Annotated in this window: 25 protein-coding genes; 18 read left to right on the top strand and 7 right to left on the bottom strand. The window is 67.3% G+C overall.

The window, feature by feature from the left end; all coding sequences use genetic code 11:
• The first annotated feature begins 32 nt into the window (after positions 1-32).
• The 6 genes from ACVKN3_RS06625 (at position 33) to ACVKN3_RS06600 (ending at position 5,122) form a co-directional block, all read left to right on the top strand.
• A complete protein-coding gene (locus ACVKN3_RS06625; protein ID WP_036138593.1) occupies positions 33-671 on the top strand; it encodes a glutathione S-transferase family protein in 639 nt (212 codons plus the stop codon).
• A 21-nt stretch (positions 672-692) separates the two neighbouring features.
• The gene (locus ACVKN3_RS06620) at positions 693-1,397 is read left to right on the top strand and encodes a helix-turn-helix transcriptional regulator (RefSeq protein ID WP_354513416.1); all 705 of its coding nucleotides are present in this window, start codon (positions 693-695) and stop codon (positions 1,395-1,397) included.
• Between the two features lie 35 nt (positions 1,398-1,432).
• Complete coding sequence (locus ACVKN3_RS06615) at positions 1,433-3,202, top strand: DUF885 domain-containing protein (RefSeq protein WP_456991411.1); 1,770 nt, start codon at positions 1,433-1,435, stop codon at positions 3,200-3,202.
• A gap of 94 nt (positions 3,203-3,296) precedes the next feature.
• Positions 3,297-3,698 carry an MbcA/ParS/Xre antitoxin family protein gene (locus ACVKN3_RS06610; protein WP_285403768.1) on the top strand — a complete coding sequence of 134 codons (402 nt, stop codon included), beginning with the start codon at positions 3,297-3,299 and terminating at the stop codon, positions 3,696-3,698.
• Entirely contained in the window at positions 3,695-4,396 is a 702-nt protein-coding gene (locus tag ACVKN3_RS06605) for an RES family NAD+ phosphorylase (protein ID WP_285403770.1), read from the top strand. Before ACVKN3_RS06610 ends, ACVKN3_RS06605 begins: the two co-directional genes overlap by 4 nt.
• A gap of 18 nt (positions 4,397-4,414) precedes the next feature.
• The gene (locus ACVKN3_RS06600; RefSeq protein ID WP_354513419.1) at positions 4,415-5,122 is read left to right on the top strand and encodes an SGNH/GDSL hydrolase family protein; all 708 of its coding nucleotides are present in this window, start codon (positions 4,415-4,417) and stop codon (positions 5,120-5,122) included.
• Positions 5,123-5,682: 560 nt separating this feature from the next.
• On the opposite strand, the gene ACVKN3_RS06595 is transcribed toward ACVKN3_RS06600, so the two are convergent.
• Together ACVKN3_RS06595 and phhA are read right to left on the bottom strand one after the other, a co-directional pair.
• The gene (locus ACVKN3_RS06595) at positions 5,683-5,928 is read right to left on the bottom strand and encodes a hypothetical protein (protein WP_036138582.1); all 246 of its coding nucleotides are present in this window, start codon (positions 5,926-5,928) and stop codon (positions 5,683-5,685) included.
• 70 nt (positions 5,929-5,998) lie between these two features.
• Complete coding sequence (phhA, locus tag ACVKN3_RS06590) at positions 5,999-6,886, bottom strand: phenylalanine 4-monooxygenase (RefSeq protein ID WP_285403776.1); 888 nt, start codon at positions 6,884-6,886, stop codon at positions 5,999-6,001.
• Between the two features lie 133 nt (positions 6,887-7,019).
• On the opposite strand from phhA, the gene ACVKN3_RS06585 reads away from it, so the two are divergent.
• From ACVKN3_RS06585 to ACVKN3_RS06545, 9 genes are all read left to right on the top strand, one after another.
• Positions 7,020-7,505, top strand: a complete 486-nt coding sequence (locus ACVKN3_RS06585) for an Lrp/AsnC family transcriptional regulator (protein ID WP_285403975.1) — start codon at positions 7,020-7,022, stop codon at positions 7,503-7,505.
• Positions 7,506-7,588: 83 nt separating this feature from the next.
• Complete coding sequence (locus ACVKN3_RS06580; RefSeq protein ID WP_285403779.1) at positions 7,589-8,389, top strand: lysophospholipid acyltransferase family protein; 801 nt, start codon at positions 7,589-7,591, stop codon at positions 8,387-8,389.
• Complete coding sequence (locus ACVKN3_RS06575; RefSeq protein WP_285403781.1) at positions 8,386-9,387, top strand: YheT family hydrolase; 1,002 nt, start codon at positions 8,386-8,388, stop codon at positions 9,385-9,387. Before ACVKN3_RS06580 ends, ACVKN3_RS06575 begins: the two co-directional genes overlap by 4 nt.
• A 69-nt stretch (positions 9,388-9,456) precedes the next feature.
• Positions 9,457-10,080: a YbhB/YbcL family Raf kinase inhibitor-like protein gene (locus tag ACVKN3_RS06570; protein WP_354513421.1), complete on the top strand. Its 624-nt coding sequence runs from the start codon at positions 9,457-9,459 to the stop codon at positions 10,078-10,080.
• 126 nt (positions 10,081-10,206) lie between these two features.
• On the top strand, positions 10,207-10,365 hold the full coding sequence (locus ACVKN3_RS06565) for a DUF1328 domain-containing protein (protein WP_036143663.1): 159 nt from the start codon (positions 10,207-10,209) through the stop codon (positions 10,363-10,365).
• Between the two features lie 103 nt (positions 10,366-10,468).
• Entirely contained in the window at positions 10,469-10,858 is a 390-nt protein-coding gene (locus tag ACVKN3_RS06560) for a DUF883 family protein (protein WP_285403786.1), read from the top strand.
• 25 nt (positions 10,859-10,883) lie between these two features.
• Positions 10,884-11,366: an ABC transporter ATP-binding protein gene (locus ACVKN3_RS06555; RefSeq protein ID WP_354513423.1), complete on the top strand. Its 483-nt coding sequence runs from the start codon at positions 10,884-10,886 to the stop codon at positions 11,364-11,366.
• 3 nt (positions 11,367-11,369) lie between these two features.
• On the top strand, positions 11,370-11,696 hold the full coding sequence (locus ACVKN3_RS06550; RefSeq protein WP_354513425.1) for a hypothetical protein: 327 nt from the start codon (positions 11,370-11,372) through the stop codon (positions 11,694-11,696).
• Positions 11,693-12,856 (top strand): AI-2E family transporter, encoded by a 1,164-nt coding sequence (locus ACVKN3_RS06545; RefSeq protein WP_354513427.1) that lies wholly within the window; start codon positions 11,693-11,695, stop codon positions 12,854-12,856. The genes ACVKN3_RS06550 and ACVKN3_RS06545 overlap by 4 nt, the downstream gene beginning before the upstream one ends.
• 19 nt (positions 12,857-12,875) lie before the next feature.
• Here the strand turns inward: ACVKN3_RS06545 and ACVKN3_RS06540 are convergent, their stop codons facing one another.
• From ACVKN3_RS06540 to ACVKN3_RS06525, 4 genes are read right to left on the bottom strand one after another with little or no spacing between them, the layout of a single operon-like run.
• Positions 12,876-13,649, bottom strand: coding sequence for an SDR family NAD(P)-dependent oxidoreductase (locus tag ACVKN3_RS06540; RefSeq protein ID WP_354513429.1), 774 nt, complete (start codon positions 13,647-13,649; stop codon positions 12,876-12,878).
• Positions 13,646-15,079 (bottom strand): TolC family protein, encoded by a 1,434-nt coding sequence (locus ACVKN3_RS06535; RefSeq protein ID WP_354513431.1) that lies wholly within the window; start codon positions 15,077-15,079, stop codon positions 13,646-13,648. The genes ACVKN3_RS06540 and ACVKN3_RS06535 overlap by 4 nt, the downstream gene beginning before the upstream one ends.
• Positions 15,080-15,082: 3 nt before the next feature.
• Positions 15,083-18,274, bottom strand: coding sequence for an efflux RND transporter permease subunit (locus tag ACVKN3_RS06530; protein WP_354513432.1), 3,192 nt, complete (start codon positions 18,272-18,274; stop codon positions 15,083-15,085).
• A 3-nt stretch (positions 18,275-18,277) separates the two neighbouring features.
• Entirely contained in the window at positions 18,278-19,459 is a 1,182-nt protein-coding gene (locus ACVKN3_RS06525) for an efflux RND transporter periplasmic adaptor subunit (protein ID WP_354513434.1), read from the bottom strand.
• A 194-nt stretch (positions 19,460-19,653) separates the two neighbouring features.
• Here ACVKN3_RS06525 and ACVKN3_RS06520 point away from each other — a divergent pair, with 194 nt between their 5' ends.
• The gene (locus ACVKN3_RS06520) at positions 19,654-20,646 is read left to right on the top strand and encodes a LysR family transcriptional regulator (RefSeq protein ID WP_354513436.1); all 993 of its coding nucleotides are present in this window, start codon (positions 19,654-19,656) and stop codon (positions 20,644-20,646) included.
• A 31-nt stretch (positions 20,647-20,677) separates the two neighbouring features.
• On the opposite strand, the gene ACVKN3_RS06515 is transcribed toward ACVKN3_RS06520, so the two are convergent.
• Positions 20,678-21,472 (bottom strand): undecaprenyl-diphosphate phosphatase, encoded by a 795-nt coding sequence (locus ACVKN3_RS06515; protein ID WP_036138550.1) that lies wholly within the window; start codon positions 21,470-21,472, stop codon positions 20,678-20,680.
• A gap of 178 nt (positions 21,473-21,650) precedes the next feature.
• Between ACVKN3_RS06515 and ACVKN3_RS06510 the strand changes: the two genes are divergently transcribed.
• Together ACVKN3_RS06510 and ACVKN3_RS06505 are read left to right on the top strand one after the other, a co-directional pair.
• On the top strand, positions 21,651-23,165 hold the full coding sequence (locus tag ACVKN3_RS06510) for an efflux transporter outer membrane subunit (RefSeq protein WP_354513438.1): 1,515 nt from the start codon (positions 21,651-21,653) through the stop codon (positions 23,163-23,165).
• The gene (locus tag ACVKN3_RS06505) at positions 23,162-24,610 is read left to right on the top strand and encodes an HlyD family secretion protein (protein ID WP_285403823.1); all 1,449 of its coding nucleotides are present in this window, start codon (positions 23,162-23,164) and stop codon (positions 24,608-24,610) included. The genes ACVKN3_RS06510 and ACVKN3_RS06505 overlap by 4 nt, the downstream gene beginning before the upstream one ends.
• Positions 24,611-24,612 lie beyond the last annotated feature (2 nt).

Below are 24,612 nucleotides of genomic sequence, written 5' to 3'. Positions count from 1 at the left end.
TCACCGCAGCACAACCAAGGAAGAACTACCGCATGAACCCGAACCGCATCGTCTTCCACCATGCCCCGCAGAGCCGCTCCGGCAGTGTCCTCATGCTTCTGGAAGAACTGGGCGCGCAGTACGACCTGCACGTGATGAGCCTGGCCGCGGGCGAGCAGCGCCAGCCGGCGTACCTGAAGGTCAATCCGATGGGCAAGGTGCCCGCGATCGAGCACCGCGGTGAGCTGGTTACCGAGCGGCCGGCGATCTTCATCTACCTGGCCGATCTTTTCCCCGAGGCGAAGCTGGCGCCCTCGCTGGACGATGCACTGCGTGGCCCCTACCTGCGCTGGCTGGCCTTCTACGGCTCATGCTTCGAGCCGGCCGTGATGGACCGCTGGGCAAAACACGAGCCGATGCCGGCCATGCAGTCGGCCTATGGCGATTTCGATAGCGTGATGGATCTTCTGGAGGCGCAGCTGGCGACGGGTCCGTGGATGTTCGGCGAACGATTCACCGCGGCCGACCTGCTTTGGGCCAGCTCGCTGTCGTGGACGATGGGTTTCGGTCTGGTACCCCGGCGTGACGTGTTCACAGCCTACGTGGATCGGGTGATGGCACGGCCGGCGGTGGTGCGGGCTCATGCCCAGGACGCGGCGCTGGCCAAGGCCCAGGCGCTGGCGGTCGCCTGACGAGACAGCGATGATGCGCCCATGCGCCGTGCCGACCGCCTGTTCCTCATCATCAACGCCCTGCGCGGGCGGCGCACGGCGCTGCCCGCGCGGCAGCTGGCGATCACGCTCGAGGTATCGCTACGCACGGTCTACCGCGATGTGGCCGACCTGCAGGCTTCCGGTGTGCCGATCGAGGGCGAGGCCGGTGTCGGTTACGTCTTGCGCAAGGGCGCGGACATCCCGCCGCTGATGTTCACCGCGGGCGAGCTGGAAGCGCTGGTGGCGGGCACGCGGTTCGTCCGAGCGTTCGCCGGCGAGCGGCTGGCGCGCGAGGCGCAGGCCGCCCTGATCAAGATCGAGGCGGTGCTGCCCCCCGACCTGCGCGAGCGCGCCGCGCAGTCGCGCATCTTCGCGCCCATCTGGCGCGACACGTTCCAGAACGAGGTGGCGGCCATGCTCGACCGCCTGCACGAGGCCGTGCTGGCGCACCGCGTGCTGTGCCTGGACTACACCGATGCGCAAGGCCGCAGCAGCACCCGCGAGGTATTGCCGCTGTGCCTGTCGTTCTGGGGCGGTGCATGGACGCTGGGCACCTGGTGTCGCCACCGCGATGCGTTCCGCAACTTTCGTCCCGACCGCATCGCCAGCTGCCGCGAATCGGGCGAGGTGTTCGTCGATCAGCCGGGCCGCGACATCAACGCCTACCTGGTCACCATGCACACCCACTACGCCGGCCTGGAATAGCGCCGCGTCACGCGACGGGATGCGATGATCGGGGTTTGACCGCCCCCTTCGGAGCCCGCATGTCCCCCTGGATCCGCGCCATCGCCTTCGCCGGCCTCGTTGCCGGCACCGCCCACGCCGCCGCGCCGGTGACCACGCCCGCCGACGCGGCGTTCAAGGCGATCTATACGAAGGAGTGGGCCTGGCGCAACGGCCAGGCCGGGATCCTCACCTCCGGTGAAGCACAGCCCGGCGAGGGTCGGCTGGACACGGTGGACGCCGCCAGTCAGGCGAAGCGTCTCGCTTACTGGAACGACGTGCTGGCGCAGCTGAAGCGGATCGATCCGGCCTCGCTGAGTGGCACGGTGCGCGTGGACTACGAGGTCTACCAGGCCCAGGTCGCCAACCTGGCCGCCGCGCAGCGGTTCCAGCAGTGGCAGATGCCGTTCAACAGCGACTCGGCGTTCTGGTCGGACATCGGGTACGTAATGCACGGCGACGACCTGCGCACACGCGACGACTACCGCAAGTACATCGACCGCCTGCGCCAGATCCCGGCGTACATGGACCAGGAGATCGCCAACATGCGCCTGGGCCTGGCGCGTGGTTTCACGGTGCCGCGGGCCGTGCTCGACGGGCGCGACGTATCGATCGCCGCCGTCGCCGACCTGAAGAAGCCGGAGGACAGCGCCCTGTACCGGCCGTTCGCCGCGTTGCCGAAGACGCTTCCGGCGGCCGACGCCGAGGCGCTGCGCGCGGAAGCCCGCCAGGTCATCGCCGGCGACGTGATCCCTGCCTATGGCCGGCTGCTCACGTTCTTCCGTACCGAGTACGTGCCCGGCGCGCGGGCCACCCTGGCGGCGGAGTCGCTGCCGGACGGCAAGGCCTATTACCGGCAGCAGATTCTCGAGTACACCACGCTGGACCTCACCCCGGATGCCATCCATGCCATCGGCCTGCGCGAGGTGGATCGGCTGCACAAGGAGATGGTGCAGACGATGCAGCAGACCGGATTCAAGGGCGACTTCCCGGCGTTCCTGGCCTTCCTGCGCAGCGATCCGCAGTTCTACGCCAAGACGCCCGACGAGCTGCTGATGCGCACGGCGTGGGTCGCCAAGCAGGTGGACGCGAAACTGGGCAAGTACTTCGGCCTGTTGCCCCGGCAGCGTTTCGCGATCGAGCCGGTGCCGGCGGACATCGCGCCCTATTACACGTCCGGCCGCGGTGGCCCGGATACGTACCTGGTCAACACCTACGACCTGCCGTCGCGTCCGCTGTTCAACATGCCGGCACTGACCCTGCACGAGTCGATGCCGGGCCACGCGTTGCAGCTGGCGCTGTCGGCCGAGCAGCAGGGGCTGCCCGACTTCCGGCGTGACGGCTATATCTCGGCCTACGGCGAAGGCTGGGCGTTGTATTCGGAATACCTCGGCGAGGAGATGGGTATCTACCACACGCCCTACGAGCACTTCGGCTTCCTTACCTACCAGATGTGGCGCGCCTGCCGCCTGGTGGTGGATACGGGTATCCACCACCTCGGCTGGAGCCGGCAGCAGGCGATCGATTACCTCAGCAGCAACACCGCGCTGAGCCAGCGTGAGATCGCCAACGAGGTGGACCGGTACATCAGCTGGCCGGGTCAGGCGCTGTCCTACGACCTGGGCTACCTGAAAATCCGCGCCTTGCGCGAGAAGGCGGAGAAGGCGCTGGGCGAAAGCTTCGACCTGCGGGCGTTCCACGACACGGTGCTGTCGCTGGGCTCGGTACCCCTGCCGGTACTGGAGCAGCACGTCGACGAATGGATCGCCGCGCAGCGCAAGCACTGACGGGATAGTCCGGGCGAGGTCCAGCGGTCGACGTGCTACCACGATATCCACACATGAAGTAACATGGATCATGTATCCACCAGTGGAGTCGTCGATGCAGCCTGCGATTCATGCCCGTCCGACACCCGTCGCCGACCTCGGCGGCCCGGCACTGCGGGCCTTCTTCGCCCTGGCCGAGCGCTGGAAACTCCGCGGCGCCGAGCAGCGCACGCTGCTGGGCGATCCGCCGGAGTCCACCTACTTCAAGTGGAAGAAGATGCAGGACGGCGCGCCGGGGCGTGACGTGATCGAGCGCATCAGCTACCTGCTGGGCATCTGGAAAGACCTGCAGATCCTGTTCCCCGAGCCCGGCCAGGCCGACGCCTGGGTCCGCAAAGCCAACGCGGCACCGTTGTTCGGTGGCCGCTCGGCGCTGGATCGCATGCTCTCGGGCAACGTCGCCGATCTCTATGTCGTCCGCCAGTACCTGGACGCCCAGCGCGGCTGGAACGGATGAGCCCGCTGCCGCCGTCACGGCGGATACGCTGGGCCCACGCCTACCGCATCGTTCCCAGCCGGTTTCCCCCGGTGGGCCTGTTCGACCGCATCGCCGACGCGAAGGACATCGACGCGGTGATGGCGATCGAATCGCTGACCAATCCCCGCCTGCGCGAGGAGATGGGCGCGCTGAGCCTGCTGCCGCCCGGACGTCGGGTCGCGGGGCCGGGCACCACGCCGATCATGGCCGCCTTCGCCCATATCCCGCCGGAGGGCAGCCGGTTCTCGGACGGCCACTGGGGCGTGTTCTACGCGGCGCACACCGTGGCCACCGCCATCGAGGAAACCGTCTACCACCGGGAGGCCTTCCTCGCCGCCACGCGAGAGCCACCGACGGATGTCCAGGTGCGCTGCTACGCCACGTCCATCGCCGGCCGCCTGCACGATATCCGTGGCGGCTGGCCCGCGGAGCACGATCCGGATTCCTACATGGCCAGTGTCGCGCTCGCCCGCCGCCTGCGCGAGGAGGGTTCCAACGGCATCGTCTACGACAGCGCGCGGCATCCCGGCGGCGAGTGCGTGGCGGTGTTCTATCCGGACCTGGTGGCGCCCTGCCTGCAGGCCGAGCACTTCATCTATCGCTGGAACGGCCAGCATGTGGAGGCCGTGCTCAAGGTCACCGCGGTGGATCGTCCGGGTTTGCCCCCGGGCGCGTGAGCGGTTACGTTCCTCCGGATGAAACGCCTGACGATCCTCCTCACCTTCCTCGTCCTGTCCTTCGGCGTCCACGCCAAGGCTCCCGACCACAGCCAGTGGGAAAGCGACATCCAGGCCTTCGAGGCCAGCGACCGCGCCAGCCCGCCACCCGCGCACGCGGTGCTGTTCATCGGTAGCTCGTCCATCCGCTTCTGGAAAAGCCTGGCCAGCGACTTTCCGAATTACCGGGTGATCAATCGCGGCTTCGGCGGCTCGGACATGGACGACGCCACGGCGTTCGCCGATCGCATCGTGGCGCCCTACAAGCCGGCCGCCATCGTGGTCTACGCCGGCGACAACGACCTGCAGAACGGCGACACCCCCGAACAGGTGCGCGACGATTTCGCCGCCTTCGTGACCAAGGTCCGCCAGGGCCAGCCCGATGTGCCCATCGCCTTCATCTCGATCAAGCCCTCCCTGGCACGTGTGGCCCTGCTGCCCTCCATCAATGCGGCCAACAAGCTGATCAGCGCCTGGGCCATGGCACAGAAGAATGTCGCCTTCCTCGACGTGGCACCCGCCATGATCGACGCGCAGGGTCAGCCCAAGCCCGATCTGTTCATCGGCGACGGCCTGCACATGAACCCGAAAGGCTATGCGCTGTGGGTCGCCCAGGTCCGCCCGTGGCTGGCCGACCACGCCACGGCCGCCGAAGTTAAACAGAGCCCAAACACGACCCCCCCGTGATACGGGAACTTCACGGCAACGGCCTTATCTAAGTATTCGATCGCCGAGAGGCGACCCGTTGGCAGAAGGCCGTTTAGATAGCCTTCTGTCCCGGGTCCCGCTATTTCCCCTGATAGCCTGGACCCGACGCGACCCCGGCAGCTCCTCCCCTGGCTGCCGGGGTTTTATTTTTTGCGATCCCCGATTTCCGCGCCCCCGCGCCCCGGACCCTATCCGCAAACCCACACCCCACCTATTGCCATGTAGGAGCGGACGATGTCCGCGAACCCTCAGCGCCCCCTATCGCGAAAGAATCCACCCGCCCATCACCGTCGGCGTTTCCGTGAACCCATCGAAGCCATGCTCCGCTTTCGATGCATGGCCTCATTCGCACCCGCCGTGGTGAGGGTTCGCCCACATCGTGGGCTCCTACACCGTTGCCATCCACGCCGTAACGGGATGTGGGCAACGAAAAAGGCCAGCGTTGCGGCTGGCCTTTTCACGAATGTTTCCGGGTTTGGGATCGCCCACATCGTGGGCTCCTACACCCACACACGGGGCGTGGATGGGGCGGCGCGGTGTCAGGCGGCCTGCATGCGGCTGTAGGGCCGGATGGACGTATCGAATGCCCGCCATACCCCGTCGTTGCCCTCGATGTTCAGCACGATGTCCGACAGCGCATTGGCGGCCTCGATGCGGCGCGCCTCGGCCAGTGCGCATTCGAGCGCATCGTCGCGCGAGCAGAACTCGGCATATTCATTCGCATTCTTCTGGAGCACCCAGAGGCCCGGACCCACGGACTCGAACGGAATATCGAAGACGACCACGACTGAACCCACCCTGTTGACTGAACGTGGGCCCATCGTAAGCGGACGTTCGTTAGGCCGCCGTTGAGGCTCAGTTATCTCCTCCGGAAACGAAGCCTTCGCGGCTGCCGCGATGGAACACGGTGTCCGTCGGCAGCACCTCGGCGGCCGCCACGGCCTGGCCCTGGGCCAGCCGCGCGTAGACCGGGGTGAAATCGGCCGCGGTGGCCTCGAACAGCTGGGCAAAGTCGTCGATCACGAAGTAGGTCTGCTGGTGCGAGTCGATCCGGTAGCGGGTGTTCATCACCCGGGCCAGGTCGAAGCCGATGCGGTTGGGGGCGGTCGAGTCGATGGAATAGATCGACTCGCTCTTGGAACTGACGATGCCCGCCCCGTAGATGCGCAGGCCGGCGTCCGTGCGGATCAGGCCGAACTCCACCGTGTACCAGTAGAGGCGCGTGAGGTTCATCAAGGCCTCCGGCCCGATGGCATGGGCCTTCATGCCGCCCTTGCCGTAGGCCTGCATGTAGTCGGCGAACACGGGATTGAGCAGCAGGGGCACGTGCCCGAACAGGTCGTGGAACAGATCGGGCTCGGACAGGTAATCCAGCTGGTCCGGACGGCGGATCCACCAGCTCACGGGAAACCGGCGGTGAGCCAGGTGGTCGAAGAACACCTCGTCCGGCAGCAGGCCTTCCACGGCGACCACTTCCCAGCCCGTGGCCGCGCCCAGCACGCGGTTCAGGTCGTCGAAGCGCGGAATGCCGCCGTCGCCCAGGCCGAAGCGTTCCACGCCATCGAGGAATTCCTGGCAGGCATAGGCCGGCAGCAGGGCCCGCTGCCGGCTGTACAGGGTGTCCCACACGTCGTGGTCCGTCTTCGAATAGCTGGCCCACGGCTGCTCCACGGTGCCGGTGGCGTACACCGGAACGTAACCGCGGTCTGTCTGCTGGTGCTCGACGCGGCGTGGATTCTCCATGGCGCAACTCCTGGCGTGGTATTTCGGTGGTGAGAGCAACAGATTAGCGCCCGATGCGCGCAATAGGGTTGTCTCGTTGCTCCATGCGTGTGCAAAGGTGCAATATACGTGCGCCAATACATTGAATAAGGCTATAAACGTGCAGGCTACCTTCGACCGGACCGATCTACGCATCCTGGGCGCGCTGCAGGCCAACGGCCGGATCACCAACGCGGAGCTGGCCACCGAGGTCAACCTGTCGCCCTCGGCCTGCCTGCGCCGTGTGCAGAAGCTGGAGGCGGACGGGGTGATCGGTGGCTACGGCGCGCGGCTGGAGCCCCGCGCGATCGGGCTGGGCCTGCAGGCCTTCGTCCGGGTGCAGCTGTCGCGGCACGAGTCGGCCGCCATCGACGCCTTTACCGAGTCGGTCGCCACCTGGGAAGAAGTCGTTTCCTGCTATGCGCTCACCGGGGACATGGACTACCTGCTGCAGGTCTATGTCGCCGATCTGGACGGCTTCTCGCAATTTCTTCTCGACCGGCTGCTCAACGCGGCCGGAGTGGCCGACGTGAACACCAGCTTCGTGTTGCGGACGGTCAAGGCTTCGACGGCCCTGCCGCTCGGGAACGCCCGCGCTTGACCATGCCCAAGCCCACGCGGCACAACGAGATTGAGAAATTCCCCTAGCGGCAGGGTCCGCCGGTCGTTAATCTTGTGTGCTTGATGGAATCCACCGACGCCAACCCGACCCCGCGCGATCCCCTGCGCCCGCTGCGCTATGTGTGGCGTGTGCCGCTGCTATTGCTCCACATCCTGTTCGGCATCTTCATCTGCACGGCCATCCTGAGCTGGGCCGGTGGCGTCATGAAGGACGGCAAGGAGCCCTTCGGCCACCGCGCCATCCGCCTGTGGTCCACCCTGCTGCTGCGGATCTTCGGCTTCCGCAGCGTGCGCATCGGCACGCCCTTGCCGGACCCGGTGCTGTTCGTGGCCAACCACACCTCGTGGCTGGACATCGTGCTGCTGCATTCGCAGCGCGCGGCCTGCTTCGTGGCCAAGGCCGAGATCGCCGGCTGGCCACTGGTGGGCTGGATGGCCGCCCGCGGCGGCACCATCTTCCATCGCCGCGGCAGCAACCACTCCCTGGCGTCGGTCATGGCGGTGATGGTCGAGCGCCTGCGCGAGGGGCGTGCCGTGGCCGTGTTCCCCGAGGGCGGCACCGGCCACAACGGCGTGCTGCGGGTGTTCCATGCCCGCATCTTCCAGGCGGCGCTGGATGCCGCGGTACCGGTACAGCCCGTGGCCCTGCGCTTCGCGCGCCACGGTCGCCGCATCGTGGATGCGGGCTTCCGCGAAGACGAGAGCTTCATGGGCAATTTCCTGCGCCTGCTGGGAGAGCGTCCGCTCGACGTCGAAGTGCATTTCCTCCAGCCCGTGCCGGTGTCGGACGATGGGCGCCGCCGCATGGCGGAGGCCTCGCGCGAGCGCATCGCCCTGGCCCTGGATACCGATACCCCGGCATGAGCCTGCCCAAGGGCATCGACCTGAATCCGCCATGGCCGCTGCGCAGCGGCCATGTGCAGACCATGCTTTCCTCCAGCGGCATCCGTCGGCGCCTGTTGCCCCGGCGCGCGCACAAGGTGCAGGAAGGGTCGGTCGAAGTGCTGGTGGACGTGGGCCAGGGCGATCGACTCAGCGGCCGCTATACGGCGCAGACCACCGGCGGGGCATCCCGCGGGCTGGCCATCCTCTTCCACGGCTGGGAGGGCAGCGTCGATTCCACCTACGTGCTGCAGACCGGCAGCCGGTTGATCGAGGAAGGCTGGGACGTGTTTCGCCTCAACTTTCGCGACCACGGCGACAGCCACGGCCTGAACGAGGCACTGTTCCATTCCTGTCGCATCGACGAGGTGGTGACGGCGCTCGGGCAGATCACCCGCATGTTTCCCTCGCGCGTGGTCGGCGTGGCCGGGTTCTCGCTGGGTGGCAATTTCGCGTTGCGTGCGGGCATCCTCGCGCCCACCCAGGGCGTGTCGTTCGACTACGCGCTGGCCGTGTGCCCGATCATCGATCCCAGCGAGGGCCTGTTTTCGCTGGAAAGCGAAGCGCCGTGGTTCTACAACGCCTACTTCATGCACAAGTGGCGCCGCTCGCTGCGCCTGAAGCAGCAGGCTTTCCCGCAGCAGACGTATTTCGAGCTGAACGAGCTGAAGCAGAACATGCGCGACCTCACCAGCTCGCTGGTGCTCCGGCATACCGATTTCGATTCGCTCGAGGCCTACCTCGACGGCTACTCGGTCGCGGGCGATCGCCTGATGGACCTGCACGTCCCGGCCACCATCCTCACCTCGCGCGACGACCCGGTCATTCCCATCGCCGCGTTCCACCAGCTCCGCCTGCCGCCCAACATCGAGTTGGACATCGCCAACCACGGCGGGCACTGCGGTTTCATCCGCGATTTCAGCATGACCAGCTTTACCGACGACTACATCGCGGCCCGCTTCAACGCCATCGCCGGCTGAGTCCCTGGTTTCACTGCAAGGACTACACACGCCACGTGATGAAGTGCTGCGATACAACAGGAGTAGCCCATGCGACTGAAGAGCGACAGCATCGAGCACGGCAAGCCGATCCCGGCCACCTATGCGTTCATGGACCTCGGCGAACCGGTGAAGCCGGCGGGTAACGTGACGCCGCACCTGGCGTGGACGGAGGTGCCGAACACGGCCCGATCCTTCGTCATCGCCGTGATCGACACCGACGTGCCCTCCAAGCCCGACGACGTCAACGTCGAAGGCCGCGAAGTGCGCCACGACCTGCCGCGCGTGGAGTTCGTCCACTGGCTGATGGCCAATATCCCCGTGGAGTGCCGTGAACTGGGCGAAGGCGCCTGCGGCGAGGGCATCGTGCCGCGTGGCAAGAAAGAGCCGGTGGGACCGCCCGGATCGGTCCAGGGCATCAACGACTACACGGGCTGGTTCAAGGGCGACCGCGACATGGAAGGTCATTACCATGGCTACGACGGCCCATGCCCGCCCTGGAACGACAGCATCGCCCACCATTACCATTTCCACGTGTACGCCCTGGACGTGGACACGCTCCCGCTGGAAACCGGCTTCAACCTGGCCGAACTGCGTGACGTGATGAAAGGCCACGTGGTGGACGAAGCGGTCATCACCGGTACGTATTCGCTCAATCCGCGGGTTCGCGGCTGAGGCGGACAGTGACTGGACGCCGCGCCAGCCTGAACGGCCTTTGAGCAGGACGGCGCGGCTTCACGCGGTCTGCGCAGGGTCCGGGACTAAATGGCGTCGCGTCCCATTCTGCCGGAGATTTTCCCCATGCTGCATTACGCTCTCGTTTTCCTCGTCATCGCCATCATCGCGGCTGTCTTCGGTTTCGGCGGTATCGCGGGTACTGCGGCCGGCATCGCCAAGATCCTGTTCATCGTCTTCCTGATCCTGGCCATCATCTCGTTCTTCCGCGGCCGAGGCCGGTAAGGTCGACGCGAGCCGGCGGCCCAGGCCGCCGGCGCTTGCGATGACTCCAGCATCACCCCCTCCGCTCTAACTTGTCCCATCCCGTCCTTTCGGAGTGCACGTCATGAACAATCCCCTCGACCAGGCTGCCAATGCAGCGACCGCCGCCGCGAACAACGTGTCGGCCGCCGAGCGCATCGACGCGCGCGCCGAGCGTGTGAAGCAGGCTACCTCCGACGCCGTGGACCGCACCAAGGACGCCGTGGACCGTGCTGCCGACAAGGTGGAAAACACGCTGCACACGGCCACCGACAAGGCCGCCCAGGGCGCCACGCGTGCCGCCGAAAAAGCCGAGGAAGCCAAGGTGCGCGGCAAGGAAGTCTATGGCGATGCCGTGGACACCGCGAACGACTGGCTCGATACCGCCCGCGACTACGTGCGCGAGAAGCCGGTACAGTCCATCGCCATGGCGCTTGCCGCCGGTTGGCTGGCTGGTCGTATCCTTCGCAACTGATCCTTTGTCCCGGGGGCAATGACACATGCAGGAAGACATTCCCTCGGGGCGCAGCGACGTGAACGAACCGACCGCGGATAGCGCGGGTCCGGCGCGCCCGTCCCTGACGATGCCTGCCTGGATCGACGACCTGCGTCGTCTGGGCGGCGGCCTGAAGAACCTGTTCGCGGCGCAGTTCGCCCTGGCCGGTGCGGAGCTGGGCCTGGCGCGGGCAGGCATCGTCATGATGCTGTTCATGGGCCTGGCCGCCATCGTCTTTGCCGTGGCGCTGGGACTTACGCTGCTGGCGCTGGCTGGCTGGGGTCTTGCCCAGTGGTTCGGCTCTTGGGCGTGGGCGCTCACCGCCCTGGCTGGCCTGCAGTTGGTATTGCTGGTGGCTGCGATCCTCGTGTTCAAGCGCTGCATGCACTGGATCAGCCTTCCCGGTACTCGTAACGAACTGGCCAGCCTGGCCAGGGAAGCGGTGCGCCAGGGCAAGGCGGAAGGCGAAGCGAAGGCAGGGGTCTAGACGATGGGTATTTTCAGAAGCATGGCCAAGGTCACTGCCGCCAAGGCGCGCGTCACGGCGGCGCGTGCGGAGGTGGTGGAACCGGCGGCGTCGATCATCGCCCGCGGCTACGAACATCCCCTCACCGTGGTGGGCATCGCCACCGGTGCCGGCTTTCTCCTCAGTAACATCAAGCTCAACCCGCTTGCCGTGCCAGGCGTCAGCGGCCTGGTGGCCGGCGGCACCGCGGACATCATCGGCAAGGTGATCTCGATGGCCACGGGCAGCCTGCTCGGCGATCTTGCCGGGGACGCCGCCGATACGGCCGACGTAGCCGACGACGCGTCATGAGCGAGCCGCCCGGGTCGTTGACTACGCCCCTGTCGACGACGGCGGCGCCCGGGGCGGCGCTGGCGACCCTGCCCGTAAGGCCCCGTCGCAAGCCCGGCAGCAGTCGCAGCACCCGTCGCATCTCGCGGCACCTCAAGGCGATCCGCATATCCCTCACCGGCATGATCCTGCTGGCGCTGGTCTATACCGTGGTGCTGGGCAAGTCGCTGCTGGTGCCGTTGGTGCTGGCCGGTTTCATGGGCCTGGCCTTGAATCCCATCGTCGCCGCCGCGGCGCGCGTGCGCATCCCGCGCTGGCTGGCCGCGGTGACCGTCATGGTGATGCTTGGCGTCGGGCTGGTCTCGGCCATCGCCACGTTGTCCACGCCCGCGCTGAACTGGTTCCACGAGGCGCCGACGGCGATGCGGGCGTTCGCGCCCAAGATCAAGCCGATGACGCAGCAGATCGAAGCGGCCAGCCGGGCCACGCAGAACCTGGTCGGCGGCGCGGTCGCGCGCAACGCGCCACAGGCGGCTACGGGATTCGCCTTCACCGCCTGGGACATCGTGGCTGGTGCGCCGAAGGTGCTGGCCAGCGTGCTGACGGTGGCCCTGCTGGTGTTTTTCTTCCTCGTGTACGGCGACGAGATCCTGCGGCGTGCCGTGGAAATATCGCCCACCTTCGCCTACAAGCGGCACACGGTGAGCATCGTGCGCAGCATCCAGGTGGAAGTATCCAGCTACCTGCTGCTCACCGCGGCGATCAACGTGACGCTGGGGCTGGTCACCGCCGGCATGCTCTATCTCTACGGCGTGCCCGACCCGCTGTTGTGGGGCACGGTAGCTACCGTGGCGAACTTCATTCCGTACGTCGGCGCGATCACCACCACGACCGTGCTGGCCATCGTGGGCGTGCTGCACTTCCAGGAACTGGGCCCGGCCCTGTTGCCGGCCGCCACGTTCGCCGGCATCACCGCCATCGAAGGCAACATGCTCACGCCGATGCTGCAGGGGCGCCGTTCCCGGCTCAGCCCCGTGGCGATCCTGCTGTGGCTGTTGATCTGGGGCTGGCTGTGGGGCATTCCCGGCGCCTTGCTTGCCGTACCGATGCTGACCTGCGTAAAGCTGATCACCGCCCGTCTCCGCGGGTGGGAGTGGTTCGCGCACATCATCTCGCGCTGACGCCCCACCACACGCGGCGTTACCAGGCGATCGCCTCGCCGTCGCGACAGAACCTGCCATGGATCGCCTCGCGCTCCGGCAACAACGCGGCCCACACCACGCCGCGTGCACCCTCGGCCACCGGCCGTCCACCGCTGCCGCCCAGGGCCGTGGCGGTCCAGCCGGGGGACACGGCGTTGACCAGCACGCCGCTGCCTTCCAGTTCCTTGGCGGCCACCTGCGTATAAGCGTTGAGCGCGGCCTTCGAGATGCGGTATGCCGGCGCATCGTCGCCACATATGGCATGCGTGGCGCATTCGCTGGACACGTTGACCACGCGACCGTAACCGTGCCGACGCATCAGCGGCAACACCGCCGCGGTCAGGCACCATGCACCCAGCAGGTTTACCTCGAGCGCGCCGCGTATCGTGTCCAGGTCGGGCCGCGAGGCGCGGCTACCCGTGTCGAAATACCCGCCGGCGTTGTTGACCAGGATGTCCAGCCGGCCCAGTCGTCCCTCGATGGCGGCGACGGCGGCCTGGATGTCCGCCGCCCGCGTGACGTCCAGGCGTAGCGCATGCGCGACGCCGCCCGCTTCGCGGAGGGTGCGTGCCGCCTTCTCGGCCCGCGCCACCTCGCGACCGCCGACGAACACCGTGACACCGAGCGCGGCGAGTTGCCTCGCCACCTCGAAACCGATGCCCCGGTTGGCGCCGCTCACCAGCGCCACGCGCTGGCCGAGCGGCGGCTCCACGCCCAGCGGGGTCGAGCGGGGCCTCGCCACCGGTAGCCGATGAAGCGTCGCAGCGGTCATGGCGTCTTCGCCACCTCGCTGCAGGCCTCGTTGCCGCAGGCCTGCCAACCTCCGCCGATGGCCTTGTAAAGCTGCACGGCACGCGTGTTGGTCGCCGCTTCGGCTTCCGCCAGCTGATCCTCGGCCGATAGCTGTGTCCGTTGGGCATCGAGCAGTTCGAGGAAGTCGGTGCGGCCGGCGTCGTAGCGCAGTTTGGCCAGTTCCGCCGCGCGGCGGCTTTCGCTGGCCTGGACCACCAGCTTCTCCACGCGCACGCGCTGCTGGTTGAAACCGACCAGCGCGTTGTCGACATCTTCCAGCGCAGTGAGCACGGTGCGGTCGTAGTTGGCCTGCGCCTCTTCCGCGCGGGCCCGTGCGCCGCGCACGCCCGAAGCGACGCGCTGCACGTTCAGCCCCGACCACGAAATGCTCGGTGCCAGCTGGAAGGCACGCGAGTCGGCACCCCCGAAATCGTTGCTGCGACCGGCAAGGAAACCGATGAACCCGCCCAGCGAGATATGCGGGAAATAATCGGCCTTGGCCACGCCGATGCGCGCATTGGCGGCGGCCAGTTCGCGCTCGGCGATACGGATGTCCGGACGCCGTTTCAGCACGTCGTCGGCGCCGCCGATCGCCAGGCTGACATCGATCGGCTTGAACGTCGCCGGCGAGAGGTCGACATCCAGCTCACCCGGCCGCGCACCCAGCAGCACCGCCAGCCGGAACGTGTCGGCCTGCGCCTGGGTCTGCAGCACCGGCAATTGCGCTTCCACCGCGGCCATCCGTGCCTTGGCGCTGGCCAGGTCCTGTTCCGCGCCGGTGCCGACATCGACCCGGGCCTGGATGACCTTGAGCGAATCCTGCTGGTTGGCGATGTCACGCCGGGCCACGTCGATCCGTAACTGGGTGCCGCGCAGGTCGAAGTAGTTGCGCGCCACCTCGGCAAACAGGGTGACCTGCGCGTCCTGCAACGAGGCCTCCCCGGCCGCGGCGTCGGCCCGTGCGGCTTCCACCGAACGGCGAATGCCGCCGAACAGGTCCAGCTCCCACGACGCATCGAAGCCCGCCTGGTACTGGGTCACCGTGGTGCGCTGGTCGCTGAAGCCCGGCTGTTGCCCACGGCTGCGCTGGAACGATGCGACGGTTTCCACGTCGGGCACCTGCTGGGACCGTGCCGTGCCGAGCGCGGCGCGTGCCTGGTTGAGCCGGGCCGTGGCGATCCGGAGATCCGGCGCACCCTTCGCCGCGCGGGCGATCAGCGCGTCGAGGGTGGGGTCGCCGAACTGCGTCCACCAGCGTGCCTGCACGTCGCCGCTGTTCTGGTGCGCGGCGTCGACCCCTTGCAAGGTCACCGGCGCCTGCACGGGCGGATGGTAGTCCGGGCCCACGCTGGCGCAGCCGGCAAGGACGAGGGCGACGAACAGCGCGGTACTGCGAGGAATAAAGGTCATGGCTTACGACTCCCGGGCCGCGTGTGCAAGAAGGCGACGCTCGCGGCGTTCGCGACGACGCGCCTCGGTGCGTTCGTTCCAGCCGCGGATCAGCACGTAGAAGAGCGGCGTGAAGATCAGGCCGAAGAAGGTGACGCCGAGCATGCCGGCGAACACCGCCACGCCCATGGCATGGCGCATTTCCGCACCGGCGCCGTGCGAGGTCACCAGGGGCACCACGCCCATGATGAATGCGAACGAGGTCATCAGGATCGGACGCAGTCGCAGGCGCGCGGCCTCGAGCACGGCATCCACGCGGTTCATGCCGCCGATCTCCGCTTCGCGGGCGAACTCGACGATGAGGATCGCGTTCTTGCACGCCAGGCCCACCAGGACGATCAGGCCGATCTGGGTGAAGATGTTGTTGTCCCCGCCGGTGACGATGATGCCGACGATCGCGGACAGCAGCACCATCGGTACGATCAGGATCACCGCCAGTGGCAGGCTCAGGCTTTCGTACAGCGACGCCAGCACCAGGAACACCAGCAGCACGGACAGCGGGAACACCAGCACCGCCGTGTTGCCGGCGAGGATCTGCTGGTAGGTCAGTTCCGTCCACTCATAGGTCATGCCGTTGGGCAGGTTGGCCTTGACCAGTTTCTCCATCGCCGCCTGCGCCTGGCCGGTGCTGTAGCCCGGTGCCGCGCCGCCGTTGATCTCGGCCGTGGGGTAACCGTTGTAGTGCTGCACGCGGTCCGGGCCGTTGGTCTGGCGTACCGTGAGGAACGAACCCAGCGGCACCAGGTCGCCGGCGGCGTTGCGGGTTTTCAGGCCCACGATGTCGGACGGCTCGTGGCGGAACGACGGCTCCGCGGAAACGTTCACCTGGTAAGTGCGACCGAAGCGGTTGAAGTCGTTGACGTAGAGCGAGCCGAGGTACGCCTGCATGGTCTGGAACACGTCGCCCAGGTCGATGCCTTCGGACTTCGCCTTCTCACGATCGATATCGGCATCGTACTGGGGCACGCTCACCTGGAAGCTGGTGAACAGGTGGGCCAGTTCCGGCGTCTTCTGACTGGCCGCAATGATCCCCTGCGTCTGCTTGTAGAGTTCCTCGAAGCCCAGGTCGCCGCGGTCCTCGATCTGCATGCGGAAACCGCCGATCGTGCCCAGGCCGTTGACCGGCGGCGGCGGGAAGATCGCGATATAGGCATCCTGGATGCCGGCGAACTGCCCATTGAGTCGTGCCGCGATCGCCTCGGCCGACAGGTCGGCCGCACGCCGTTCCTCGAATGGCTTCAGCGTGACGAACACGATGCCGGCGTTGGTGCTGTTGGTGAAGCCGTTGATCGACAGGCCGGGGAACTGCACGGCGCTCTCCACGCCCGGGTCCTTCAGCGCGATGTCGCCCATGCGGCGTATCACGCCCTCGGTGCGGTCCAGCGAAGCGGCATCGGGCAGCTGCGCGAACGACACGAGGTATTGCTTGTCCTGGGTCGGCACGAAGCCCGTGGGTGTCCGCGCGAAACCGAGCACGCCCAGCGCCACCAGGCCCACGTACAGCACCAGCATGACCGCGGAGAAACGCAACACCTTCTGCACGCCGCTGACATAGCCGTGCGACGCACGCTCGAAGCCGCGGTTGAACGGGCGGAACAGCCAGCCCAGGCTGCGCTCCATCCACACCGTGAGCCTGTCCTTCGGCTCGTCGCGGCCCTTGAGCAGGATGGCGGACAGCGCCGGGCTGAGGGTCAGCGAGTTGAACGCGGAGATCACCGTGGAGATGGCGATGGTCAGCGCGAACTGGCGATAGAACTGGCCGGTGAGGCCGCTGATGAACGCGGCCGGCACGAACACCGCGCACAGCACCAGCGCCGTCGCCACGATGGGGCCGGTGACTTCCGTCATCGCCTGGCGCGTGGCCGCCTTCGGGTCCAGCCCGTGCTCGATGTGTCGCTCCACGTTCTCCACGACCACGATGGCGTCGTCCACCACGATGCCGATGGCCAGCACCAGGCCGAACAGCGACAGCGCGTTGAGCGAGAAGCCGACCAGGTACATCACCGCGAACGTGCCGATCAGCGACACCGGCACGGCCACCAGCGGGATGATCGAGGCGCGCCAGGTCTGCAGGAACAGGATCACCACGAGCACCACCAGCAGGATCGCCTCGAACAGCGTGTGCACGACGGCCTCGATGGAGCCGCGCACGAACACGGTCGGGTCGTAGACAATCGAGTAATCGACGCCCTGCGGGAAGTCCTTCTTCAGCGTGGCCATTTGCGCGCGCACCTCGTCGGAGATGGCGATCGCGTTCGAGCCGGGCCGCTGGAAGATCGGGATGGCCACGGCCTCGCGGTTGTTCAGCAGGCTGCGCAGCGCGTAGTTGTTCGAGCCCAGCTCCACGCGCGCCACGTCACGCAGGTGCGTGACCGAACCGGTGGCGTCGCTGCGCACGATGATGTTGAGGAAGTCGTCCTCGGTGACCAGGCGGCCGCGCGTGTTGATGTTGACCTGGAACGCGTTGGAATTCGGACCCGGCGGTGCGTTGAGCGAGCCGGCCGCCACCTCGATGTTCTGCTCGCGCACGGCCTTGATCACGTCGCCCGTGGTGAGGTTGCGAATGGCCAGCTTCTCGGGATTCATCCACACGCGCATGCTGTACTCGCCCGCGCCGAACAGCTGCACGTCGCCCACGCCGTCCAGGCGGGCCAGCTGGTCCTTGATGCGCGTGCGTGCGTAGTTCGACAGGTAGAGCATGTCGTAGCGATGGTCGGGCGAGGTGAGATGCACCACCATCGTCAGGTCGGGCGAGCTCTTGGTGGTGGTGACACCCAGGCGCTGCACTTCCTCGGGCAGGCGGGGCAGTGCCTGCGCCACGCGGTTCTGCGTCTGCACCTGCGCGTTGTCCAGGTCGGTGCCCAGCGCGAAGGTCACGGTGAGGGTCATCTGTCCGTCGCTGGTGGCCTGCGAGGACGTGTACAGCATGCCCTCGACGCCGTTGATCTGTTCCTCCAGCGGCGTGGCCACCGTTTCGGCGATGACCTTGGGGTTGGCGCCGGGGTAGCTGGCCTTGACCACGACGGTGGGCGGCACGACCTCGGGGTATTCGCTGATCGGCAGCCTGAACACGGCGATGCCGCCGGCGATCAGGAACAGCACCGACAGCACGCCCGCGAGGATCGGGCGGTTGACGAAGTATTGGGCGATTTTCATCGATCAGTCCTGGTTCCGCGCCATGGCGAGGGTGCGCGTGCCTTCCGGTACCAGCGAGGCCATCGCGACCCGCTTGGCGTTCACGTCCATGCCCGGCCGCACGTGCTGCAAGCCGTTGACGATCACCACGTCGTCGGCGGTCAGCCCGTTGTCGACCACGCGCAGGCCGTCGACCAGCGCACCGGTGGCGATGCGGCGGTATTCCACCTTCTTGTCCTTGCCCAGCACGTAGACGAACTTGTTACCGAGGTCGGTGCCCACGGCTTTGTCGTCGATCAATGCGCGCGGCTGGGTGGTGCCGCTGCGCAGTTCCACGCGGGCGAACAAGCCGGCGGTGTACGCGCCATCGGCGTTGGGAAACACGGCGCGCAGGCGGATGGTGCCGGCGCCGGCCCGTACCTGGTTGTCGACGAAGTCGATCCTGCCGGTATGCGGGTAGCCGGTTTCATCCGCCAGGCCCATCCGCACGTCCGGCGCGTGGCCATCCTGGCGGCGCAGGCGGTCCAGCTTGAGGAAGGTCTGCTCATCCACGTCGAAGTACACGTACATCGGGTCCACCGTGACCACGCTGGTCAGCGTGTCGCTGGGGGTGACCAGGTTGCCGGCGGTGATCTGCGCGTTGCTCACCTTGCCGTCGACGGGCGCGCGTACCTCGGTGAACGACAGGTTGAGGCGCGCCGCGTCCAGGGCAGCCTGGACGGACGCGACATGTGCCTTCGCACTCACGGCCGCGGTGTCGAGCCGGTCGGCTTCCTCCTGCGACACGGCGTGCTGCTGGACCAGCTTGGCCCCGCGCGCGGTGTTGGCCTCGGCGTTCTTCGCCTCGGCGCGCGCCTGGGCCAGGTTGGCGGCAAGGCGGTCGGTTTCCGCGCGGTACGGGCGCGGATCGATGGTGAAGAGCAGGTCGCCCTTCTTCACCGTGGCGCCTTCCCGGAAATGCACGCTGTCGATGTAGCCGCCGACCCGGGGCCGGATCTGGATCGAGTCCACGGCCTGGATGCGTCCGGTGAACCCGCTGGCGTCCGACACCGGGCGCAACACCACCTGGGCCACCGTGACGTCGGGCGTGGGCATCGCCATGGCCGTTTCGGCGGCATGCGAGGGAGCGCCACCGCCGCCGAGCCACAGCGCCGAGGCGACGGCGACCGCAAGGGCGGCCGAACCGAGCAGGATTTTCTTCTTCATGGCGGGGTGTCCTGGATGTGTCGAAATAGGCGGGGGAACGGCAAGGCGGCGGAGCGTACGACCTCAAGCGCGCTCGAGGTCAAGCCGGTTCCACCCAGGTGGCGTAATCTAGGTCTTGCCCCGCAAGCGAAAAATGGGTCTACAATCACCCCGCCTGTGACGCCCAGTCACGAATCCGTCCAGCGGGGTCGACCGTGGAAGACTTTTCAGCGATCAGCGTTTTCGTCCGCGTGGTGGAAGCCAAGAGCTTCTCGTCGGCGGCCATGCAACTCGAAATGACCCCGTCGGGGGTCAGCCGGGCCATCTCCCGATTGGAGGAAAACCTGGGTGCGCGGCTGTTCTTCCGCTCGACACGTTCGCTGCGGTTGACCGACGATGGCTCCGCGTTCTACCTGCGTTGCAAGGAGATCCTTGCCGACCTCACCGAGGCCACCGAGGCCCTGGGCTACGCCAAGACCAAGCCCGTGGGCAAGCTGCGCGTGGCCGCGTCGTCCGCCATCGGTCGCGCCGCAATCATTCCGAACCTCGCGGAATTCGAGCAGCGGTTCCCGGATATTCGGCTTGAACTGACGATGTGCGATTTCCCGTTCGACCTGAACGAAGGCGGCTTCGACTGCGCCATCCGGATGGGCGAGCTGGCCGATTCCAGCCTCATCGCGCGCAAGATCGGCCACTTCAGCAACGTGCTGTGCGCCGCGCCGTCTTACCTGGCGCGCCATGGCACACCGACCCGCATCGACGACCTCAAGGCACACCGCACGGTCAACTTCGTGCACCCCAGCACGGGCAAGCCCTACCAGTGGCAGTTCGACTCACCCGGCGGTCGCGTGTCGGTGGACGTGGATGCCCACATGCTCATCAACGATGGGGAATCGGTCATCCAGGCGGCCATCGCCGGCCTGGGCATCATCCAGGCGCCGCATTGCCTGGCCGCCTCGGCGCTGCAGAAGGGCGCGCTGGAAATCATCATGACCGACACGATCTCCACCGGCTCCAACCTTTGGATCGTCTACCCGCAGAAACGCCATCTGTCGGCGCGCGTGCAGGCGTTCATCGAGTGGACCAGCGAGTTGTTCCAGCGCACCAGCACGCCGCAATGCAAGATCGTGGAACAGCAGCAAGCCGAACTGGCGCGTCTGCGCCAGGTGGCGCTGGCCGAGCCGGAGCCGATCGCCGCCGTGGCCTGACCGGCGTCGTGCCGCCGGCGTAGGGCGTGGGTCAGCCGCCGGCGGGCAGGAACAGCAGCAGGGCGATGCCCAGCACGATGCGGTACAGGGCGAACACCGTGAAGCGATGCGAGCGGATGTAGCCGAGCAGCCACTTCACCGCCACGAACGCGACCAGCGTCGACACCACGAAGGCCACGGCCAGGCCCGTCCAGTCCTCGCCCGCCGCGCCGCCGTGCGTGAACGTCTTCAGCAGTTCGTAGCCCGTGGCCGCGTACATCGTCGGGATGCCGACGAGGAAGGCGAACTCCGTGGCCGCGGCCCGGTTGGTGGTACCGCCCAGCATGGCGACGAAGATGGTGGCGGCCGAACGTGACGTGCCGGGGAAGATGCCGGCCACCATCTGGGCCAGGCCTACCAGGATGGCGACGCGCCAGCTGACCGCCACCTGGTCGGGTCGATCCGCCGCCACTTTCTCCGCCACGATCATCCACAGGCCGCCGACGATCAGCGCCCAGGCCACGGGGGTGATCGTCTCGGGCAGCTTGAAGCCCAGTTTGGTCACCACCAGGCCCAGCGCCGCGGTGATGAGGAAAGCCACGCCCAGCTTCATCACGTAGTCGCGGGTCTCGGGTTTGCGCCAGTGCACCACCAGGCTCCACAGGGTGCGCCAGTAGATGAAGGTGACCGCGAGGATGGCGCCGGCCTGGATGGCCACGTTGAACAGGTCGGACCGGGCCCCGAGCCAGCGTTCGGCAATGAGCAGGTGGCCCGTGCTGGAGACAGGCAGGAACTCGGTGATCCCCTCGACGATGCCGAGGAGGATGGCGCTGATCAGGTCATTCACGTGCGTGGCATCCGGTCGCGGAACAGGATCGCCTAGCTTAGCGGCACCGGCTCACCATTCCTTGCGACTTGCTTCACTGGATGAACCGTCACATACCGCCCACGCCGCCGGCTGGTAATTTTCGCCGACGCGATACGGCGGTTTCATGGCCGCCCGCCTGTATTCAACGGACCCTTCCATGCCCAATCCCCATCGGCACCGCCGCCGGAGCGGCGGCCTCCGCGTTGCCGTTCTCGCCGCGGCCTTGATGCTGGCGGCCTGCGCCCCGGCCGTGCGTCCGCCCGCCTTCGTGCCGCGCGACGAGGTGCCGATCGCCGGCCTGCCGACCAGCCAGGCGGGATGGCCGCAGCCGGAATGGTGGAAGCGCTACGACGACGCACAGCTGGACCGCGTGGTGGACCTGGCCATGCGCGGCTCGCCGAACATGGAGCAGGCCGAGGCGCGCTATCGCGCGGCGCTGCGGGCGGTGGACTCGGCAAAGGCCGAACTGAACCCACAGGTGCGTGGGTTGGTCAACGGCGGCCACGGCTACAACGACGTTTCGCTCAAGGGGCAGATGCCGGGCGCCACGGGCAGCGCGCAAGGCTTCCAGCTGAATCCCGGCAAGAGCTGGAGCAACAGCGGCGTGGCCGGCGCGTTGGCCACGTGGGACCTGGACCTCTGGGGCAAGCAGAAGGCAGCCGTGCAGGCGTCGGTCGGGCAGGCGCGCGCCGCCGAGGCCGAACGGGCGTCCGCCGCCACCTCGCTGCAGTACAACGTGGTCAACACGTATTTCGACTGGCAGGCCCAGCAGGCCCGCCTGGCCGTGGCCCGCCATGCGGCCGACAGCTCGTCGCAGTACCGCGACCTGGTAGAGCTGCGGGTGCACGCCGGCCTGGACGACCCCACCGCGCTCGACCAGGCCGATGCCCAGCTGGCGCAGACGCGACAGAACGTGGCGCAGCTGGAAGGCGCGGCCAGCCTCGACCTGGCCCAGCTCGCCGCACTGGCCGGCGTGTCGCCGAAGGATCTCGGCAACCTGACGCCCTCGCCGCTGCCCACCCCGGATACCCGCCTGCCCGACGACGCCCGCATCGGACTGCTGGCCCGGCGCCCGGATATCGCCGCCGCGCGCTGGCAGATCGAAGCCTCGTCGAAGACCATCGACCAGGCGCGCAAGGCCTACTACCCCGATGTGAGCCTGATGGCGCTTGGGGCCTTCCTGCGCACGTATCCCGACCTGGGCTCCGGCACGCGTACCGACCTTACGCTTGGGAACCTGGGCGCATCGGTGCAGCTACCGATTTTCAGCGGCGGTCGGCTGCGGGCCCAGTTCGAGAGCGCGCAGGCGCAGCTGGACAGCGCCGTGGCCCAGTACGACGGCGCCGTGGTGCAGGCCGCCGGCGACATCGCACAGGGCATTGCGCAATTGCAGGCGCTGGACGCCCAGCGCGTACAGGTGGACCGCCAGTACGAGGCCACCGCGGCGCAGAAGTCCAAGGCGGCCGATCGCCGGTCCAAGGGCCTGATCGACGACCGCACCTGGCTCAACGCCGACATGCAGCTCGACCAGCAGCGCGACGCCCGCCTGCAGCTCACCAGCCAGATGCTCTCCGCCAACCTTTCCCTTATCCATGCACTGGGCGGCGGCTACCACGCCGACGACCTGCCCGCTCTTCCGGCCACCGCCGCCGGCAAGGACTCCCCGCGATGACCCCTGACTACGAAACGCCTGGCGAAGGTAACGGTGACGGCCTCGCGCCGCAGCCCTACAAGTACCGTTACAAGTACCTGCACAAGTACGGCGACGAATCGCCGCGCGGTGAGCGCGACGAGCATGCCGGCGATGAAGACGACGACGGCAGGGACGAGGAAAAGGAAAAGGACAAGGACGCCGGAAAGCGGGGCGGCGACAAGGACGATAAGGAACAGAACAAGGACAAGAAAGACGGCAAGGACGGCAAGGACGAGGACAAGAAGGAAGACGACCCCAAGGCCAAGCGCAAGAAGGTCATCGTCCTGTCGATCATCGCCGCCGTGTTCGTGCTGGCCGGCATCGGCTGGCTGCTCTACTACATCTTCGTGCTGTCGCAGCGCGAGACCACCGATGATGCCTACGTCAAGGGCGACATGGTGACCATCTCGTCCCGTGTGGCCGGCACGGTGGTGGAGGTGGGGGTGGAGGAAACCGAGCGGGTGCACCAGGGCCAGGTGCTGATCAAGCTGGACCCCGTCGATGCCCAGGTCAGCCTGATGAATGCGGAGGGCCAGCTGGCCCAGGCCGTGCGCCAGGCCCAGGCACAGATGCAGCAGGCCAATCAGGCTGATGCCGCCATCCCGCAGCGTCGCGCCCAGTACGAACAGGCACGTGACGACTACAACCGCCGCCATCCGCTGCTCGAGCGTCGCGCGGTGTCCGCCGAGGAAGTGGACAACGGCAAGCGCCAGATGCAGCAGGCCAAGGCGGCGCTGGACGCGGCCGAGCGCGAGGCCGCCGCGGCGCACGCTCAGGTCGATGGCACCACCGTAGAGACCTACCCCGCGGTGATCCAGGCCCGCTCGCAGTTCCGCAACGCATGGGTGAACAGCGGCCGCAACGCCATCGTTTCGCCCATCGAAGGCTACGCCGCGCGTCGCCAGGTGCAGGTGGGCCAGCGTATCCAGCCGGGTCAGGACCTGCTGACCGTGGTGCCGTTGGCCGACCTGTGGGTCGATGCCAACTTCAAGGAAACCCAGCTGGAGCACATCCGCATCGGCCAGCCGGTGAAGCTCACCACCGACATGTATTCGGACGTTGAATACCACGGCAAGGTGGTGGGCCTGAACGCCGGCACCGGCAGCGCGTTCTCGCTGCTGCCCGCCGAGAACGCCACCGGCAACTGGATCAAGGTGGTGCAGCGCCTGCCCGTACGCATCGCCATCGACGCGGAGGACCTGCGCAAGCACCCGCTGCGCATCGGCCTGTCCACCGACGTGAACGTGGACACGCACGACCGCGACGGCCGCGTGCTCTCGGAAACGCCGCGTAGCAAGCCGCTGGCCAGCACCAACGTCTACGAGCAGGAGATGGGCGAGGCCGACCAGCGCGCTGAGCAGATCATCCGCGAGAACACGGTGGATGCAACCCCGAAGCCGGTAGCGGCCAAGCGCGGCGGCTGATC

The organism is Luteibacter sp. PvP120, from assembly GCF_054055715.1.
The sequence above is the reverse complement of the archived record's forward strand: the minus strand, read 5'-3'. Positions and strand labels throughout refer to the sequence as shown.